Source organism: Pseudomonas sp. OTU5201 (assembly GCF_038440135.1).
Lineage (GTDB): Bacteria > Pseudomonadota > Gammaproteobacteria > Pseudomonadales > Pseudomonadaceae > Metapseudomonas > Metapseudomonas resinovorans.
In genome coordinates this window covers 92412-110463 of sequence record NZ_JASATC010000018.1, presented here as the reverse complement: position 1 = coordinate 110463, position 18052 = coordinate 92412, and the positions used below count along the sequence as shown (strand labels likewise).

Below are 18052 nucleotides of genomic sequence, written 5' to 3'. Positions count from 1 at the left end.
CTGTACCGCTGGCCCCTGCGCCTCGCCTCGCTGGCCGCCTGCCTGCTGTTCTGGCAGATGGCGGCTACGACGCGGCTGGACCTTGGCCTGTTCACCTTCACCTATGTGCCCACGCCCGCCGCCGTGCTCGACGCCGCCTGGCAACTGGCGCACTCCAGCAAGCTGTTGCCGCACCTGTCCAGCAGCCTGTCGCGGGTGTTTGCCGGTTATCTCAGTGCCGCCCTGGTCGGCGTTCTGCTGGGGCTGGCAATCGGCCGTTCGAAGTGGGCCGAAGACAGCCTGTTGCCGCCGCTGGAAGTGCTGCGGCCGATTCCCGCGGTGGCCTGGATTCCCCTGGCCATCCTGATGTTTCCCTCGTCCGAGCTGTCCATGGTGTTCATCACTTTCACCGGTGCGCTGTTCCCCATCCTGCTCAACACCGTGCATGGCGTCGAAGGCGTCGACCCCCGGCTGATCGCATCGGCGCGCAGCCTTGGCGCTGGGCGTCTGGCGATCCTGCGCGAGGTGATCCTGCCCGGCGCGGCGCCGAGCATCGTCACTGGCCTCGCCATCGGCATGGGCACGTCGTGGTTCTGCCTGGTCACTGCCGAGATGATCTCCGGGCAGTTCGGCATCGGTTATTACACCTGGGAGTCCTACGTGGTGCAGAACTACGCCGACATCGTCGTCGGCATGCTGCTGATCGGCCTGCTCGGCATGGGCAGCAGTGCCCTGGTCAAACGCCTGGGCGCGCTCGCCACGCCCTGGTACCGCGCGCGGAGGAACGCCTGATGAGCAGCTTCGAACGCGCAGTGGAACCCGGCCGCATCGAGGCCAGGGGCGTCTCCATCCGCCTGGGTCAGGGCCGCGATGCCTTCGAGGCGGTGCAGACGTTGGACTTCGCCATCGCGCCGGGGGAATTCGTCTGCATCCTAGGCCCTTCAGGTTGCGGCAAGTCCACCTTGCTCGGCGCGCTGGCTGGCCACCTCAAGCCCAGCGCCGGCAGCCTGGACGTGGATGGCCAGCCGGTGGAGGGACCCTCACCCGAGCGCGGCATGGTGTTCCAGCACCACACGCTGTTGCCCTGGCGCAGCGTGCTCGACAACGTCGCCTTCGGCTTGAAGATGCAGGGCATCGGCAAGGCCGAACGGCAGCGCCGCGCCGCTGAGTTCCTCGGTCTGGTGGGGTTGGGCGATTTCGCCGAGCGTTGGCCCAGCCAGCTTTCCGGCGGCATGCAGCAGCGCGCCGAGATTGCCCGCGTGCTGATCAACCGCCCGCGTCTGCTGCTGATGGACGAGCCCTTCGGCGCGCTGGATGCGCAGACCCGCTCGCGCATGCAGGAACTGCTGCTGGATATCTGGATGCGCATCCGCACCACCGTGGTGTTCGTCACCCACGACATCGACGAAGCCTTGTTCCTGGCCGACCGCATCCTGGTGATGAGCCCGCGCCCTGGACGCTTCATCGAAGACCTGCGCCTGGACTTCCCACGTCCGCGCCGCGCCAGCCTCCTCACCACCCCCGGCTTCACCCATCTCAAGCGCCATTGCCTGGAACTGCTGCGCCATGAAGACGGCCGCGAGTTGCCACGCCTGACGCCGCTTGGGCTGCCCACCGATCACCCGCCACTGCGAGTTGCCCTATGACCAACCGTGAAATCGACAACCCCGACATCCTCGAACTGCTGCCACGCCTGGTGGATGACGATGCCGGTGTGCGCCGCATTGCCCTGATCGAACTCGCCGACCTGGAAGACCCGGAGGGCCTGCCCTGGCTCACCGACGCCCTTGCCGCGGATGACGCTGCTGAGGTACGCGCCGAGGCTGCGCGTCTGCTGGAGGCCTGGGAGGAGCCCGACGTCGTCCAGGCACTCTGCGCGGCCCTGGCTGATGGGGCCGAGCCGGTGCGCCTGGCCGCTGCCCAGAGCCTCAGTGAACTGAAGAGCCTGGAGGCGGGGCGGCTGATCCTGCCGTGGGTGACCCATGCCGACGGCTTCGTCCGCGCCAGTGCGCTACGTGCCCTGCGTGAGCTGCGACTAGAGGAGGCCGCCGGCCCGGCATTGTTGGCGCTGGACGACGGTGAAGCGCCGGTGCGCCGGGAGGCGGTGGGCATCCTCGGCTGGTTGAAACACGAAGCCGCGCTGCCAGCACTGGCCCGCCTGGCCAGTGACGACGCGGATACCGAAGTACGCCGCGCCGCCACCGGCGCCCTGGGGCTGGCCAGCGACGGGGAGGTACTGCCAGCCCTTTACGCCGCCTTGGCTGATAGCGCCTGGCAGGTGCGCGAGGAGGCCGCCACCACCCTCGGCAAGGTCGGCCTGGCCGACGCTGGCGCGGCACTGGTGCGGGCCTTGGAAGACGATTACTGGCAGGTGCGTTTGCGCGCCGCGCGTGCCCTCGGTCGCCTGCGCTATTGCGAGGCTCTTGCGGAGCTTTCCGTGCTGCTCGGCCACGGCATCGCCAACTTGCGCAAGGAGGCTGCGCTGGCCTTGGGCGAGCTGGGCGACGCCGCCGCGTTGCCGGCGCTGCGCCAGGCCGAGGTCGATGGTGATCCGGAAGTGCGCAAGGCGGTACGCATTGCCCTGGCGCAACTGCAGGGAGCGGCCTGATGGACGCCCCCAGTACCCTGCGCAATTCGCGCAGCGAAGCACGTTTGTTTCTGGAGTGGGCAGATGGGGGGCGGCGGGAGATCAGTCATGCCCGCTTGCGTGGTGCCTGCCCCTGCTCGCAGTGCAAGGCGGCGCGGCTGCGTGGGGCGATCGGGGTGGTGGATCACGACGTGCGCCTGGAACGCATCGCGCTCCAGGGTTACGGCGTGCAACTGGTGTTCAGCGATGGGCACGAGCGGGGGATTTATCCCTGGGAGTACTTGCGGGAGTTGGGTTCCGCCGCCCTCTGCTCCTAAGAGCCAGAACGTAGGATGGGTGGAGCTCGCGATACCCATCGGCCAGCGCTGATGGGTAGCGCTGCGTTTCAACGCAACGCCCAGTCCGGTGGCGTGTCGCGGACGTTCAGAACGGCTTGTCCCCCAGGATCGTCGCGCGGTGCATCACGCGACGCTGCGGACGGTAGTCGTCGACGGCGAAGTGCTGGGTGATGCGGTTGTCCCAGAAGGCCACGTCATTGGCCTGCCAGCGCCAGCGGATGGTGAACTCCGGGCGGGTGCCGTGGGCGAAGAGCAGGCGCAGCAGCGCATCGCTTTCCTGCGCCGAGAGTTCGTTAATGCGGGTGGTGAAGCCTTCGTTGACGAACAAACCCTTGCGTCCGGTGACCGGATGGGTGCGCACCACCGGATGGCTGCGCGGCGGGTGCTTGCGCTTGGCGTCTTCCAGGCGCTCGTGTTCCTCGGCGGTGAGGCTGAAGCGTTCCTCGGGGAAGGAACGGGACAGGTCGTGGGTGGCGGTCAGGCCTTCCAGTAGCTGCTGGATGGGTTTCGACAGTGCGTCATAGGCCGCGCTGCTGCTGGCCCACAGGGTGTCGCCGCCGTTGGGCGGCAGCAGCTTGGCGGCGAGCACCGCGCCCAGGGCCGGGGTTTCCAGGAAGGTCACATCGGTGTGCCAGAGGGCGTTGTCGCGCACGTCGGTGACGGCGGTGTCGAGCACCAGCACTTCCGGCTGCTCGGGAATGTTCGGGTAGATCGGGTGGATGTGCAGGTCGCCGAAGTTGCGGGCGAAGGCCGCTTGCTGCGGCGGGTTTAGCGGCTGGTCGCGGAAAAACAGCACCTGGTGGGCGAGCAGGGCGCTTTCAACTGCTTCACGCAGCGAGGAATCGAGCGGCTTGCTGAGGTCGAGGCCTTCGACCACGGCGCCGAGGGCGGGGGAGAGCGGGGTGATGTGCAGGGTCATGGTGTATCTCCTGAAGCCTTGGGGCGGGGATTCCCTCACCCCGGCCCTCTCCCAGAGGGAGAGGGGGATGTTCGTGTGAACTGGGAATTCTTGTGTGGCACCAACTGGCTCCCCTCTCCCTTTGGGAGAGGGGCTGGGGGTGAGGGAGCTGGGCCTAGCGTCCTTGCCCATGCCAGGGCACGAGCTTGCGTTGCAGGGCGCGCAGGCCGAGTTCCAGAGCAAAGGCGATCAGGGCGATGACCAGGATGCCGAGGATCACCACATCGGTGACCAGGAACTGCGCCGCCGACTGCACCATGAAGCCCAGGCCACGGGTGGCGGCTACTAGCTCGGCGGCCACCAGGGTGGACCAGCCGACGCCAAGGCCGATGCGCACGCCGGTGAGGATGTCCGGCAGGGCGCTGGGCAGGATCACATAGCGGATCAATTGGGCCTGGGTGGCGCCAAGGGATTGCGCTGCCCGCAGCCGCGCAGGGTCAACATTGCGCACGCCGGTGGCGGTGGCGATGGCGATGGGGGCGAAGATCGCGAGGAAGATCAGCAGCACCTTGGACAGCTCACCGATGCCGCACCAGATCACGATCAGCGGCAGGTAGGCCAGCGGCGGGATGGGCCGGTAGAACTCGATCAGCGGGTCGAAGATGCCGCGCGCAATGCGGTTGCGGCCGATGGCGATACCCAGCGGCACAGCCATCAGCACCGCCGCCAGCAGAGCCAAGCCAATGCGCCCGAGGCTCGCACCCAGGTGCTGCCAGAGGCTGGCGTCCATGTAGCCCTGGGTCAGCAGCACCCACCCCTTGCGGGCGATGGCCTGCGGGCTGGGCAGGAACAGGGGTTCGATGAGCCCGGCGGCGGTCACCGTCCACCAGGCGAACAACAGGGCGGCCAGGGTCAGCAGGCTGATGGACAGGGTGCTTATGGGCTGGCGCGGACGTGCGGTCACGGCCGCTGCGGCCTTGCTGGCCAGGGAAAGGTCGAGGCTGCTCATGCACTTCTCCTCTGGCGTTCGGCGAAGACCTGGGCGAGCACGTGCTCGCGGGTTTCGATGAAGCGCGGGTCGGACTTGATCGCCCGCGCACTTTCCCCGGCGGCGTAGCGCTGGCCGAAGTCCAGGCGCAGGCGCTCGCTGATGCGGCCCGGATTGGGCGACAGCAGGATGAGTTCGCTGGCGAGGAAGACCGCTTCCTCGATGTCGTGGGTGATCAGGAACACCGGTTTGGCAGCGCGTCGCCAGACCTGCAGCAAAAGCTCCTGCATCTGCTCGCGGGTGAAGGCATCCAGCGCACCGAAGGGCTCGTCCATCAACAGCACGCGAGGGTCGGCAGCCAGTGCGCGGGCGATGCCGACGCGCTGTTTCTGCCCACCGGAAAGCTCCCAGATACGGCGTTTGTCGAAGCCGGCCAGGTCCACCAGGGCGAGCATCTCGCGGGCGCGGGCCTCGCGCTCGGCACGGGCCACGCCGGCGAGTTCGAGGCCGAAGGCGACATTACCGAGCACGTCCTGCCAGGGCAGCAGGGCGTCGTCCTGGAACACCACGCCGCGTTCGGCGCCGGGGCCCTTGACGGGCACGCCATCGAGGCTGATGCGGCCGGCGCTGGGGCTGACGAAACCGGCGATGAGGTTGAGTAGGGTGGTCTTGCCACTGCCGGAAGGGCCGAGGGCCACCAGCAGCTCGCCGGGGCCGAGGTCGAAGGAAATGTCGATCAGTACCGGCTCGGCCGCGCCTGGGTACTGTGCGCTGATGCGCTCCAGCTGGAGTAGGGCCATTTTTCACATGCTCTGGATAAGCGGGAAGGTTGATCCGCCAAGCGCCGGCGGGGCGCCGCAATCGGCCTCCCCGTCGGCGCGCAGCCGGTCAGTTGGTGACGAACTGGGTGCTGACGTAGGGCGCGTAGTCAGGCAGCACCGCGTCGACCTTGCCCTGCTCCTTGAGGAAGGCCGCGGTCTCGCTGATGGCCTGGGTGGTCGGTGCGCCGAGGGCGGTTACCTGGTCGGCGGCCAGCGGGAAGACGTTGCCCTGCAGCAGCAGCGGAATGTCCTCGGCCTTGGCGCCGGAGAGCTTCACCAGCTTGTCGACGTTGGCCTTGTCGGCCAGCCAGGCCTGCGGATCCTTGCGGTAGGCGGCGTAGGCGTCGAGGGTCACCTTGGCGAAGGCGCGGACGACTTCCGGATGCTTCTTGGCGAAGTCCTTGCGCACGATCCAGGCGTCGAAGGTGGGTGCGCCCAGCTTGCTCAGCTCGCCGGAGCTGATCAGCACCTTACCGTTGGATTTGGCGACGCCCAGGGCTGGGTCCCAGACGTAGGTGGCGTCGATGTCGCCACGCTGCCAGGCAGCGATGATGGCCGGCGGCGCGAGGTTGAGGATGGTGACCTTGGTGGGGTCGATCTGCCAGTGCTTGAGCGCGGCCAGCAGGCTGTAGTGACCGGTGGAGACGAAGGGCACGGCGATCTTCTTGCCGATCAGGTCTTCGGGCTTGGTGATGCCAGCGCCATTGCGCGCCACCAGGGCTTCGGCGTCGCCGATCTGGGTGGCAATGAGGAATGTCTGGATCGGGAGCTGGCGAGTGGCGGCGGCGGCCAGGGGGCTGGAGCCGACATATCCGATCTGCACGTCACCGGAGGCGACGGCGGTGATGACTTCAGCGCCGCTGTCGAACTTGCGCCAGTCAATCTCGGATTTGCTCGCCTTTTCATAGGCGCCATCGGCCTGGGCCACTTTGGCCGGGTCGACAGTGGTTTGGTAGGCGACGGTGAAGTCCGCGGCCTGGGCGCTCAGTGCCAGGCCGCCAAGGGTCAAGGCTGCCAGCAGGCGACGGGGGAACAGGGACGGAATCATGGGGGTGCTCCTCAACGGGCTGGGGCCGGTCTTGGAGGCCGGTCCACGGGACAGGGGGGTGCGCTCAGGGGTGTCCGGTGGTCCGGTGGAAGTGATCTTATTGATCTAAAAAATAAGAAATAAATAATTTTTTGGCATTAGCTTAGGTCCGGCGAATTGGGGAACGGATTGAACTCCGTAAAATTGCTTATTGCTTAAAGTTATTTGCATCTTAAAAATAATTCTTTTTAGAAATTAACCATCGCCTTTTAGAGTGACGGCCTGCCGAAAGCGGACCGCCGCATCGCATATGCACCGGAGCCTGTGAGAACAACAGTGGCTTCGAAGGTCACGCAGCGGCGCATCGCGTCTGCTCCTGCTCCGGGCATCCCCCCCTACAAGATCGCAATGGAGCATCGAGCATGAACACGTCGTCCCTCGCCTTGGCCGTCGCCCTCGGCGTGCTGGCCCAGCAAGCCGCCGCTGGCGGTTTCATCGAAGACAGCAAGGCCAGCCTGACCCTGCGCAACTTCTACATCAACTCGGACAACCGCGAAGGCACGGCCGCGCCGTCCAAGCAGGAAGAGTGGGGCCAGGGCTTCCTCTTCAACTACGCCTCCGGCTACACCGAAGGCACCGTCGGCGTGGGCGTCGATGCCCTCGGCCTGCTCGGCGTGAAGCTGGATTCCGGCAAGGGCCGCCATTACAACCCGACCAGCGCCAGCTACGGCGGCACCGTGTTCCCGACCGACAACGATGGCCGCGCCAAGGACGACTTCGGCAGCCTCGGCGTGACCGGCAAGCTGCGCTTCTCCAAGACCGAAGCGCGCCTCGGTACCCTGCTGCCGAAGCTGCCGGTGGTGACCTACAACGACGGTCGCCTGCTGCCGCAGACCTTCGAGGGCGGGCAGATCACCTCCAACGAGATCGATAAGCTGACCCTGGTCGGCGGCCAGCTGGAACACGCCAAGGGGCGCAACTCCAGCGATGCCCGCGGCCTGTCCATCGCCGGCGCGAACAACGCCCGCACTGGTCAGTTCGTCAACACGTTCTACTTCGCCGGTGGCGACTACAAGGTCAGCGACAACCTGCTCGCGCAGTACTACTACGGCAACCTGGAAGACTTCTACCAGCAGCACTTCCTCGGCCTGACCCACACCTGGGCGCTGCCGGTGGGCGCGCTGAAGTCCGACCTGCGCTACTTCTACAACACCTCCGACGGCCAGAACGGCAGCGTCGCCGGGCGTGCCGAGGGCTTCCGCAGTGCCGGCAACTGGGCGGCCAACGACCCGGATCGCTTCGAGGTCGACAACCGCACCTGGAGCGCCCTGTTCACCTACAGCCTGGCCGGCCACGCGGCGAGCCTGGGCTACCAGCAGCTCTCCGGCGACAGCGCCTTCCCCTTCCTCAACCAGGGCGACGGCGCCACCGCCTACCTGATCACCGACCGCCAGATCGGCAAGTTCCTCAGCGCCGGCGAGCGCACCTGGGTGGCCGAGTACGGCTACGACTTCGCCAAGGTCGGCGTGCCGGGGCTGAAGGCCACCGCGACCTACCTCAAGGGGACGAACATCGAGACCCAGGGCGATGACCAGGGCGAGTGGGAACGCGATTTCCGCCTCGACTACGTGCTGCAGGGCGGTCCGCTGAAAGGCCTGGGCGTGTCCTGGCGCAACGCCGCGCTGCGCAGCGATGCGGCGCGCGACCAGGACGAGAACCGCCTGATCCTGAGCTACACCCTGACGTTGCTGTAAGGCTTTTGCTCCCCTCTCCCCCCGGGAGAGGGGCTGGGGGTGAGGGAAGCTTGGGCCTGCTCGGTGCCTGGGTTTGTTGGGCCTCGCTTCGCTCGGACCAACCTACGGCAGGCCTGTGGCCTGCTTGGCGAATGAATTGGCTATGTCTGCATGACGTGTTGTAGGCAGCTGCATTGCCCGTAGGAGCTGGCAAGCCAGCTCCAACAAGGCTCTTGGCCGGATGGGAAATCGTTCGCAACAGCTAACGCAGACATAGCGAATGAATTCGCCCCTACAGGGTGAACGCGGAAACTGCCGGGGAGCCTCGTCGCAAAGGCCTTCCCGGCATTTTCACGACTGCAATTTGATAGCTCATAAAGTAATAAATAAATTTTTATTTATTCTTTTTAATTTTCAACGCGACTGCCCATAGTGGGCCCCACGGAACGACACCCAGACACAGGAGCCGCACCATGAGTATCCGCCTCGGCGACATCGCCCCCGACTTCGAACAGGACTCCAGCGAAGGCCGCATCCGCTTCCATGAATGGCTGGACGGTAGTTGGGGCGTGCTGTTTTCGCACCCCGCTGACTTCACGCCGGTGTGCACCACCGAACTGGGATTCACCGCCAAGCTCAAGGATGAATTCACGGCCCGTGGCGTGAAGGCGATTGCCTTGTCGGTCGACCCGGTGGATTCCCATCACCGCTGGATCGATGACATCAACGACACCCAGGGCATCCTGGTGAATTTCCCGATCATCGCCGACGCCGACCGCAAGGTGTCCGACCTCTACGACCTGATCCACCCGAACGCCAACGACACCCTCACTGTGCGTTCACTGTTCATCATCGACCCGAACAAGAAGGTGCGTCTGATCATCACCTACCCGGCCAGCACCGGGCGCAACTTCAACGAGATCCTGCGGGTGATCGACTCCCTGCAACTGACCGACAACCACAAGGTCGCCACTCCGGCCAACTGGCAGGACGGCGACGACGTAGTGATCGTGCCCTCGCTCAAGGATGAGGACGAAATCCGCCAGCGCTTCCCGCGCGGCTACAAGGCAGTCCGGCCCTACCTGCGCCTGACCCCGCAACCCAACCGCTGATTCATCCGGCGCCCCGCGCGCACGTAACCCCCGCCTTACTCACCCGCCAACGGGCCAGCAGGCAACGACATCACAAGCAAAGTTAGAGGAGAGCGCCATGCGCACCATCACTTTGCGTCGGAGCCTGGCTGCCCTGTTCGCGGCTGCCCTGGCTTTCGGCGCCATCACCCAGGCACAGGCCGAGACCCTGCGAATCGGCTACCAGAAGTACGGCACCCTGGTGCTGCTCAAGGCTAAGGGCACGCTGGAGAAGCGCCTGGCCGACCAGGGCATCGAGGTGAAATGGACCGAGTTCCCCGGCGGCCCACAGCTGCTGGAGGGTCTCAACGTGGGCTCCATCGACTTCGGCGTGACCGGCGAAACCCCGCCGGTATTCGCCCAGGCCGCTGGCGCCGACCTGCTCTACGTGGCCTATGAGCCGCCAGCGCCGCTGAGCGAAGCGATCCTGGTGCCCAAGGGGTCGTCCATCCAGTCGGTGAAGGAACTGGCCGGCAAGAAGGTCGCCCTGAACAAGGGTTCCAATGTGCACTACCTGTTGGTGCGTGCGCTGGAAGATGCCGGTCTGAAGTACAGCGATATCCAGCCCGTCTACCTGCCCCCGGCCGACGCCCGCGCCGCCTTCGAGCGCGGCAGCGTGGATGCCTGGGTGATCTGGGACCCCTTCCAGGCGGCTGCCGAGCAGCAGCTGGAAGCCCGCACCCTGCGCAATGGCGAAGGGCTTGTGGATAACCACCAGTTCTACCTGGCCACCCGCACCTATGCCCAGAAGCACCCGCAGGTGATCAACACCCTGATCGAGGAAGTGCGCGCCGTGGGCGAGGACTCCAAGGCCGATCCGGACAAGGTCACCGAACAGGTTGCGCCGCTTCTGGGCCTGCCCAAGGACATCACCGCCATCGCGGTGAAGCGCCAGGGCTACGGTGCCCAGCCGCTGAGCCCGGAGGTGGTCGCTGCGCAGCAGAAGATCGCCGACACCTTCACCGCGCTGAAGCTGATCCCGAAAAAACTCAGCATCGCCGACGTGATCTGGAATCCGCCGGCCAAGGTCGCGCAGCAGTAAGTCCGACGCACTGGTTGAGGTCGGTGCCGCCTGGCGCTTCCCTCTCCCCCGGCCCCTCTCCCAAAGGGAGAGGGGTGAAATTGAAGGAGACCACTCCATGAGCTTGAACATCTTCTGGTTCCTGCCGACCCACGGCGACGGCCATTACCTCGGCACCTCCGAGGGCGCCCGCGCCGTCGACCACGGTTACCTGCAACAGATCGCCCAGGCGGCCGATCGCCTCGGCTTCGGCGGCGTGCTGATTCCCACCGGACGTTCCTGCGAGGACTCCTGGCTGGTGGCGGCTTCGCTGATCCCGGTGACCCAACGCCTGAAGTTCCTCGTGGCCCTGCGCCCCGGAATCATTTCGCCGACCGTGGCCGCGCGCCAAGCGGCGACCCTGGATCGCCTGTCCGGTGGCCGCGCCCTGTTCAACCTGGTCACCGGTGGCGACCCGGATGAACTGGCCGCCGATGGCCTGCACCTGAACCACGCGGAGCGCTACGAAGCTTCGGTGGAATTCACCCGCATCTGGCGCCGCGTGCTGGAGGGCGAAACCGTCGATTACGACGGCAAGCACCTCCAGGTGAAGGGCGCCAAATTGTTCTACCCGCCGCTGCAGCAGCCGCGTCCGCCGCTGTACTTCGGGGGCTCTTCCGAAGCGGCCCAGGACCTGGCGGCCGAGCAGGTCGAGCTGTATCTGACTTGGGGCGAGCCGCCGGCAGCGGTGAAGGAGAAGATCGAACAGGTGCGCGCCAAGGCGGCGAAACTGGGGCGCACGGTGCGCTTCGGCATCCGCCTGCACGTGATCGTCCGCGAGACCAATGAAGCCGCCTGGGCCGCTGCCGACCGCCTGATCGAGAACCTCGACGACGCGACCATCGCCAAGGCCCAGGCTGCCTTCGCCCGTTTCGACTCGGTCGGCCAGCAGCGCATGGCCGCTCTGCACAACGGCAGGCGCGACCAGCTCGAAGTCAGCCCCAACCTCTGGGCCGGCGTCGGTCTGGTACGCGGCGGCGCCGGTACGGCGCTGGTGGGCGACGGCCCGACCGTGGCGGCGCGGGTGAAGGAGTACGCCGACCTCGGCATCGACACCTTCATTTTCTCCGGCTACCCGCACCTGGAAGAGTCCTACCGCGTCGCCGAACTGCTGTTCCCGCACCTGGACGTGGCACGGCCGCAGAACAACGACGGCCTGGCCTTCGTCAGCCCCTTCGGCGAGATGGTGGCCAACGAGGCACTGCCCGAACGCACGTTGCACACAGTCGCATCGCAAAGCTGAGGACGCGGGGATGAAGCTCGATTCGATACTCCTGCGCCTGGCGCCCTGGGCACTGCCCGTGGCACTGCTGGCGATCTGGCAAATCGCGGTGGAGTCCGGCCTGTTGTCCACCCGCATCCTGCCCGCGCCGAGCGCGGTACTGGAGGCGGGCTGGGGCCTGCTCGCCAGCGGCGAGATCTGGACCCACCTGGCCATCAGCGGCTGGCGTGCCGGCATCGGCTTTGCGATCGGCGGCGGCCTCGGCCTGCTGCTGGGCTTCACCACCGGCCTGTCGAAGTGGGGCGAACGCCTGCTCGACAGCTCGGTGCAGATGATTCGCAACGTGCCGCACCTGGCGCTGATTCCGCTGGTGATCCTGTGGTTCGGCATCGATGAGTCGGCGAAGATTTTCCTGGTCGCTCTCGGCACCCTGTTCCCCATTTACCTCAACACCTACCACGGCATCCGCAACGTCGACCCGGCGCTGGTGGAAATGGCGCGCAGCTACGGCCTGTCCGGCTTCGCACTGTTCCGCCAGGTGATCCTCCCCGGCGCACTGCCGTCGATCCTGGTGGGCGTGCGCTTCGCCCTCGGCTTCATGTGGCTGACGTTGATCGTCGCCGAGACGATTTCCGCCAGCTCCGGCATCGGCTACCTGGCGATGAACGCCCGCGAGTTCCTGCAGACCGATGTAGTGGTGTTGGCGATCCTGCTCTACGCGGTGCTCGGCAAGCTGGCTGACGTCGCCGCTCGTGGCCTGGAGCGCGTGTGGCTGCGCTGGCACCCGGCTTATCAGGCCAAGGGAGGTGCCGCATGACCGCTGCCCAGGTTCCTCAGCGTCTCAAGCGCGGCATCCCGCTGGCCCTGCGCGACATTGGCAAATCCTTCGGTGAGCGCGAAGTGCTCAAGGGCATCGACCTGCTGATTCCTGCCGGCCAGTTCGTTGCCGTGGTCGGCCGCAGTGGCTGCGGCAAGAGCACCCTGCTGCGCCTCCTCGCGGGGCTGGACAAGCCCTCCCGTGGCGAGCTGCTGGCCGGCTCGGCGCCGCTGGAAGACGCCCGCGAGGACACTCGCCTGATGTTCCAGGATGCGCGTCTGCTGCCCTGGAAACGGGTGATCGACAACGTCGGCCTGGGACTTTCCGGCGATTGGCGTTCGCGCGCCCTGGAAGCCTTGGACGCAGTGGGTCTGGCCGACCGTGCGAATGAGTGGCCGGCGGCACTGTCTGGCGGCCAGAAGCAGCGTGTGGCCCTGGCGCGCGCCCTGATCCACCAACCGCGCCTGCTGCTGCTGGACGAACCGCTGGGCGCGCTGGATGCCCTGACCCGTATCGAGATGCAGCAGCTGATCGAGCGCCTTTGGCAGCAGCACGGTTTCACCGTGCTGCTGGTGACTCACGACGTGAGTGAGGCGGTGGCCGTTGCCGACCGGGTGATCCTGATTGAGGAAGGCGCCATCGGCCTGGATCTCGCCGCCGAGCTGCACCGCCCCCGAGCCCGTGGCTCGGCGCGCCTGGCCGCGCTGGAAGCCGAAGTGCTGGACCGGGTGCTGGCGCTGCCGCCGGCCCCGCCGGAACCCGAACCCGTTTCCCCCCTGCCCACGCAACTGCGTTGGGCGCTTTGACCCAAACCCCAATACCCCGAGCAAAGGAATAACCGCCATGACCATCAAAGCCATCAACGTCCGCAACCAGTTCAAGGGCACCATCAAGGAGATCATCGAGGGCCCGGTGCTCTCCGAGATCGACGTGCAGACCGCCGCCGGCATCGTGACCTCCGTCATCACCACCCGCTCCGTGCGCGAGCTGGAGCTGGGGGTGGGTTCGGAAGTGATCGCCTTCGTGAAGTCGACGGAGGTGTCCATCGCGAAGTTGTGACCCTGCGGGAGAGAGGCTTTTGTAGGGGCGAATGAATTCGCCCCTACAGGATTTCGCCTCTAAACCCCATAAAAAACGAACCCCCGCATCTGCGGGGGTTCGTTTTATCCAGCCTTCGCTCAGCGCTTTTGCGGCGCCGGTTGCTGTTGGGTGATGCAGTGGATGTTGCCGCCGCCGAGGAGGATCTCGCGGCCCGGCACCATCACCACTTCGTGCTGCGGGAAGATGCGCTTCAAGATGGCTTCGGCCGTGGCGTCCTTGGCGTCGTCGAACTTCGGCGCAACGATGCCGCCGTTGACGATCAGGAAGTTCACGTAGGAGCCGGCCAGTCGAATCGACGGATCGCGTTCCTGGGTGCCTTCCACCAGGTCCACGCCGGCGCATTCTTCTTCGGTGGCGTAGATCGGGCCGGGGATCGGCATCTTGTGCACCACCAGTTGGCGACCCTTGGCGTCGCGGGCGTGCTCCAGAACTTTCATGGCCGCCTGGCAGCGCGGGAAGTTCGGGTCGTGCGGGTCATCGGTCCAGGCCAGCAGGACTTCGCCCGGGCGCACGTAGCAGCAGAAGTTATCCACATGGCCGTCGGTCTCGTCGTTGTACAGGCCGTCCGGCAGCCAGATCACAGTCTCGATCGACAGCTGCTCGCGCAGCACGGCTTCGATCAGGTCGCGGGTCAGGTGCGGGTTGCGGTTCTTGTTCAGCAGGCACTCTTCGGTGGTGATCAGGGTGCCTTCGCCATCCACGTGGATGGAGCCGCCTTCCAGCACGAAGCCGTCGGTGCGGTAACGCTTGCAGCCTTCGATTTCGAGGACCTTGCGGGCCACCTGGTCATCGCGGTTCCAGGGGAAGTAGAGGCCGCCGTCGAAGCCGCCCCAGGCGTTGAAGGTCCAGTCCACACCGCGTACGTCGCCGTTGTCGTTGACCACGAAGGTCGGGCCGGTATCGCGGACCCAGGCATCGTCGGTGCTGATTTCCACTACGCGGATGTTCGGCTCGTCGAGGCGTGCGCGGGCGTTCTCGTACTGGGTGGCGGAGACGCAGACGGTCACCGGTTCGAAGCGGGCAATCGCCTTGGCCACGGCGGTAAAGGCCGCTTGCGCGGGCTTGCCGCCCAGGCGCCAGTTGTCGGGGCGTTCCGGCCAGACCATCCAGGTGCGGGTGTGGGGTTCCCATTCGGCAGGCATGCGAAAGCCGTCGTCGCGGGGGAGGCTGTTCAGTGTGTTCATCAACAATTCACCGTCTGAAATGGAGCAGGGGCCAACCCGCTGGCGAACAGTGCATCGCCATCGGGCTGGCCCCTGGATTCGGGCATTACGACTCGAGGGAGCCGTCCAGGGTCTTGATCGGGGAGTATAGGTTCGGGCGACGGTCGCGGAACACACCCCAGGCGCTGCGCACGAGCTCCAGTTTGTCGAGGTCGAAGCTGTGCACCAGGACGCCTTCTTCGGTCTCGTTGAGTTCCTCGACCTTGGCGCCGAACTGGTCGGCGATGAAGGAGGAGCCGTAGAAGGTGATGTCGTAGCCGTCCTGCTCTTCCTTGCCGATGCGGTTGGACGCCACCAGCGGCATCAGGTTGGCGCCGGCATGGCCCTGCTGCACACGCTGCCAGTGATCACGCGAGGTGATGTTCGCATCATGCGGCTCACTGCCGATGGCAGTCGGGTAGAAGAGGATCTCGGCACCCAGCAGGGCCATGCTGCGGGCCGCTTCCGGGAACCATTGGTCCCAGCAGATGCCTACGCCGATCTTGGCGTAGCGGGTGTTCCAGACCTTGAAACCGGTGTCGCCCGGGTTGAAGTAGTACTTCTCGTGGTAGCCGGGGCCGTCCGGGATGTGGCTCTTGCGGTAGACGCCAAGGTTGGAGCCGTCGGCATCGATGATGGCGATGCTGTTGAAGCGCGCACGGCCGGCCTGCTCGAAGTAGCTGATGGGCAGCACGACCTGCAGTTCACGGGCGACGTTCTGGAAGTGTGCGATGGCTTCGTTGGTCTCGGTGGGCGTCGCCAGTTGCAGGTAGTCCGGGTTGGGCTTCTGGCAGAAGTACGGGGTCTCGAAGAGCTCTTGGATCAGGATGATCTGGGCGCCCTTGGCGGCGGCCTGGCGAACCAGTTTTTCGGCGTTGGCGATATTCGCGGCGCGATTCCAGGAGCAGGCCATCTGGGTGGCGGCGACAGTAACGATGCGGGACATGGAACACCTCGTCAGTACGAATCAGGTCCGGCTGCCGGATATCTATCGGCAATCGGTAGTTTTTCCGTGCTGGCGGAGTGTGCCGCCGTGCGGATGTCGACTTTATATCCGATAAAAATCCGCTTTCAAAGCGAGATTTATCTATCAGAGCCTGAATTCCGATTTATTTGCAGATAAATATCGGTTTTTAGCGGGTTCAGTCGTCCCGCGGAAGGGCGCGCTTGGGCAGGTAGGGCGGCAGGTAGAGACCGAGGTAGGCGTCGAATACGCGCATGCCTTCTTCAGCCAGGCGCGGGGTGATTGCGCCGTGTAGCTGCACCGAGCGGGCGTAGACGCGGTCGCCCAGTTCCATGGCCAGGGCGAAGACGTCGACTTCTTCTGGTAGCACCGGCAACTCGAAGTGACGCGCGAAGAGGGCGTGCATCAGTCGGCCCAGTTCGATGTCGTGCTGGCGGTCGGCCTGAGTGACTTCGGTGAGGCCGTGCTGGGCGAGGATCAGCTGACGCGCAGCGGCGTCGGCGGCATAGATCGACAGCATGCGCTCTTCCACCAGCCGCGAGAGGTCGTGCCAGTGGCGCAGGCCGTCGTGCTCGATGGGTTGCTGCAGGCAGGCGCGAAAGGCGGCGTGGATGTCGGCAGTCAGCGCTTCGAGGATCGCCGGCACACTGGCGAAGAAGTGGTAGACGGAGGAGGGCGGCATCTCTGCGCGCTCGGCAACGCTGTAGATCGACAGGTTCGCCACGCCCTGTTCGGCCAGCAGGGCACGGGCTGCGTCGAGAATCCCGGCGATGCGCAGCTGACTGCTGGCGCGCGGTTTGCGGGCGGTGGCGGGACGCGGCATGGGAGGCTCCTTTCCGTAGAGGCGCTATTGGACGCCAGGCGGTGGGGTCGGAGCAAGTGAGCGGGAGTGCAGGGCATGCCTGCGGCCTGCACGGACAGCCCCCTCTCCCTTCAGGGGCGACCGGCGAGGGGAGGGCTGTGGGGCGGGTGGAATGGCTGTCGCCGGAGGCACGCAGGGCAGACCTTCGGCCTGCTTGGCGAATGAATTCGCCCCTACAGGTTGATTCGACCTGGCCTACTTCCCCTCGCGGAATGCCGCCCACACCTCATCGCGGGTGGCGCTGAGCTTCTCCGGCACTGGCTCGACCGGGAACAGGCGACGCTTGGTCTCTTTGTCCGGATAGAGGCCGGGCTGGTTGCGCAGGGTTTCGTCCAGGTACTGGCGAGCGTCAGCGTTAGCGCTTGGGTAGAGGGTGGCACTGGTGACCTTTGCCGCCACCTGCGGACGCAACATGAAGTCGATGAACCGGTGCGCGAGGTCAGCGCGATTGGCGCTGGTGGGGATCGCCAGGTTGTCGATGAACAGCACCGAGCCTTCGTCCGGCACCATGAAGGTCACCGGCTGGCCGGCCGCGGCGGCGTTAAGGGCGTCGCCGACCCAGGCCATGGCGATGCAGAGGTTGCCGGCATTGAGATCAGCAATGTAGCGCTCACCGTCGATATAGCGCAGGTGCGGGCGCAGGGCGGTGAGGGTTTCTGCGCTGCGCTTGAGCCGGCTCGGCGCGCTGCGGGCGAAGTTGCGACCCTGGTAGTTGAACAGCACGGCGAGGGTTTCGTCGGGGGCGTCCAGCAGGCTGATGCCGCACTGGCCAAGGCGCGCACTTTGTTCGGCATCGAACAGCAGGCTCCAGCTCTGGGGCAGCGGGCCGCCGAAGGCCTTCTCCGCCAGGGGCGTGTTCACTGCCAGGCCAACGGCACCCCAGAGGTAGGGCACGGCATGCTGGTTGTTCGGGTCCATGGCGGCCAGCTTGCTCAGCAGTTGCTTGTCCAGGTGCTGGCGGTTGGGCAGTCGGGAGACGTCCAGGGATTGCAGGCGGCCTTCCTTGATCAGTCGTGGCAGGTCGTTGTGCGAGGGGACTGCCACGTCGATCGGTTCGCCGCTGGCCAGGGCCTTGTCCAGCTCATCGGCGCTGCTGAAGGTGTGGTACTCGACCTTGATGCCGGTTTCTTTCTGGAACTCTTCCAGCACCTCCGGGGCAATGTAGTCGTTCCAGTTGTAGACACGGATCAGGTCTTCGGCCTGGGCCAGTGCGGGGAGCAATGCGAGCAACAGCGGGGCGAGCAAGCGGGGCATGACGTCCTCCCTGATAAAGCATGCAGGTTCTGTTTGTTGTGGTTTCTTACGGGTGCGGCAAGACGCAGG

Annotated in this window: 19 protein-coding genes; 11 read left to right on the top strand and 8 right to left on the bottom strand. The window is 65.8% G+C overall.

Annotated elements, in window-relative coordinates; genetic code table 11:
- The 4 genes from AAHM40_RS13560 to AAHM40_RS13545 are packed head-to-tail and all read left to right on the top strand — an operon-like array spanning position 1 to position 2883.
- Complete coding sequence (locus AAHM40_RS13560; protein ID WP_342245105.1) at positions 1–771, top strand: ABC transporter permease; 771 nt, start codon at positions 1–3, stop codon at positions 769–771.
- Complete coding sequence (locus AAHM40_RS13555; RefSeq protein ID WP_342245104.1) at positions 771–1625, top strand: ABC transporter ATP-binding protein; 855 nt, start codon at positions 771–773, stop codon at positions 1623–1625. Before AAHM40_RS13560 ends, AAHM40_RS13555 begins: the two co-directional genes overlap by 1 nt.
- Positions 1622–2587, top strand: a complete 966-nt coding sequence (locus AAHM40_RS13550; RefSeq protein WP_342245103.1) for a HEAT repeat domain-containing protein — start codon at positions 1622–1624, stop codon at positions 2585–2587. Before AAHM40_RS13555 ends, AAHM40_RS13550 begins: the two co-directional genes overlap by 4 nt.
- Positions 2587–2883: a DUF971 domain-containing protein gene (locus AAHM40_RS13545; protein ID WP_342245102.1), complete on the top strand. Its 297-nt coding sequence runs from the start codon at positions 2587–2589 to the stop codon at positions 2881–2883. The genes AAHM40_RS13550 and AAHM40_RS13545 overlap by 1 nt, the downstream gene beginning before the upstream one ends.
- Before the next feature lie 106 nt (positions 2884–2989).
- Here the strand turns inward: AAHM40_RS13545 and tauD are convergent, their stop codons facing one another.
- The 4 genes from tauD to tauA form a co-directional block, all read right to left on the bottom strand.
- Positions 2990–3823, bottom strand: coding sequence for a taurine dioxygenase (gene tauD, locus AAHM40_RS13540; protein WP_342245101.1), 834 nt, complete (start codon positions 3821–3823; stop codon positions 2990–2992).
- A 154-nt stretch (positions 3824–3977) separates the two neighbouring features.
- Entirely contained in the window at positions 3978–4811 is an 834-nt protein-coding gene (tauC, locus tag AAHM40_RS13535; RefSeq protein ID WP_342245100.1) for a taurine ABC transporter permease TauC, read from the bottom strand.
- Positions 4808–5590 (bottom strand): taurine ABC transporter ATP-binding subunit, encoded by a 783-nt coding sequence (gene tauB, locus AAHM40_RS13530; RefSeq protein ID WP_342245099.1) that lies wholly within the window; start codon positions 5588–5590, stop codon positions 4808–4810. Before tauB ends, tauC begins: the two co-directional genes overlap by 4 nt.
- Before the next feature lie 88 nt (positions 5591–5678).
- Positions 5679–6659: a taurine ABC transporter substrate-binding protein gene (tauA, locus tag AAHM40_RS13525; RefSeq protein WP_342245098.1), complete on the bottom strand. Its 981-nt coding sequence runs from the start codon at positions 6657–6659 to the stop codon at positions 5679–5681.
- Positions 6660–7060: 401 nt separating this feature from the next.
- On the opposite strand from tauA, the gene AAHM40_RS13520 reads away from it, so the two are divergent.
- The 7 genes from AAHM40_RS13520 (at position 7061) to AAHM40_RS13490 (ending at position 13659) form a co-directional block, all read left to right on the top strand.
- A complete protein-coding gene (locus AAHM40_RS13520; protein WP_342245097.1) occupies positions 7061–8392 on the top strand; it encodes an OprD family porin in 1332 nt (443 codons plus the stop codon).
- A 452-nt stretch (positions 8393–8844) separates the two neighbouring features.
- On the top strand, positions 8845–9483 hold the full coding sequence (locus AAHM40_RS13515) for a peroxiredoxin (protein ID WP_342245096.1): 639 nt from the start codon (positions 8845–8847) through the stop codon (positions 9481–9483).
- A 97-nt stretch (positions 9484–9580) separates the two neighbouring features.
- Positions 9581–10543, top strand: coding sequence for a sulfonate ABC transporter substrate-binding protein (locus AAHM40_RS13510; RefSeq protein WP_342245095.1), 963 nt, complete (start codon positions 9581–9583; stop codon positions 10541–10543).
- Positions 10544–10640: 97 nt separating this feature from the next.
- Positions 10641–11804 (top strand): FMNH2-dependent alkanesulfonate monooxygenase, encoded by a 1164-nt coding sequence (gene ssuD / locus AAHM40_RS13505; RefSeq protein ID WP_342245094.1) that lies wholly within the window; start codon positions 10641–10643, stop codon positions 11802–11804.
- A 10-nt stretch (positions 11805–11814) separates the two neighbouring features.
- Entirely contained in the window at positions 11815–12600 is a 786-nt protein-coding gene (ssuC, locus tag AAHM40_RS13500; RefSeq protein ID WP_342245093.1) for an aliphatic sulfonate ABC transporter permease SsuC, read from the top strand.
- Complete coding sequence (gene ssuB / locus AAHM40_RS13495) at positions 12597–13406, top strand: aliphatic sulfonates ABC transporter ATP-binding protein (RefSeq protein WP_342245092.1); 810 nt, start codon at positions 12597–12599, stop codon at positions 13404–13406. The genes ssuC and ssuB overlap by 4 nt, the downstream gene beginning before the upstream one ends.
- Positions 13407–13443: 37 nt before the next feature.
- The gene (locus tag AAHM40_RS13490) at positions 13444–13659 is read left to right on the top strand and encodes a TOBE domain-containing protein (protein ID WP_342245091.1); all 216 of its coding nucleotides are present in this window, start codon (positions 13444–13446) and stop codon (positions 13657–13659) included.
- A 119-nt stretch (positions 13660–13778) separates the two neighbouring features.
- Here the strand turns inward: AAHM40_RS13490 and aguA are convergent, their stop codons facing one another.
- The 4 genes from aguA to AAHM40_RS13470 form a co-directional block, all read right to left on the bottom strand.
- Positions 13779–14885 carry an agmatine deiminase gene (gene aguA, locus AAHM40_RS13485; RefSeq protein ID WP_342245090.1) on the bottom strand — a complete coding sequence of 369 codons (1107 nt, stop codon included), beginning with the start codon at positions 14883–14885 and terminating at the stop codon, positions 13779–13781.
- An 85-nt stretch (positions 14886–14970) separates the two neighbouring features.
- Positions 14971–15849 carry an N-carbamoylputrescine amidase gene (aguB, locus tag AAHM40_RS13480; protein ID WP_342245089.1) on the bottom strand — a complete coding sequence of 293 codons (879 nt, stop codon included), beginning with the start codon at positions 15847–15849 and terminating at the stop codon, positions 14971–14973.
- A 196-nt stretch (positions 15850–16045) separates the two neighbouring features.
- Entirely contained in the window at positions 16046–16690 is a 645-nt protein-coding gene (locus AAHM40_RS13475) for a TetR/AcrR family transcriptional regulator (protein ID WP_342245088.1), read from the bottom strand.
- Positions 16691–16924: 234 nt separating this feature from the next.
- Positions 16925–17983: a polyamine ABC transporter substrate-binding protein gene (locus AAHM40_RS13470; RefSeq protein ID WP_342245087.1), complete on the bottom strand. Its 1059-nt coding sequence runs from the start codon at positions 17981–17983 to the stop codon at positions 16925–16927.
- Positions 17984–18052: the final 69 nt, after the last annotated feature.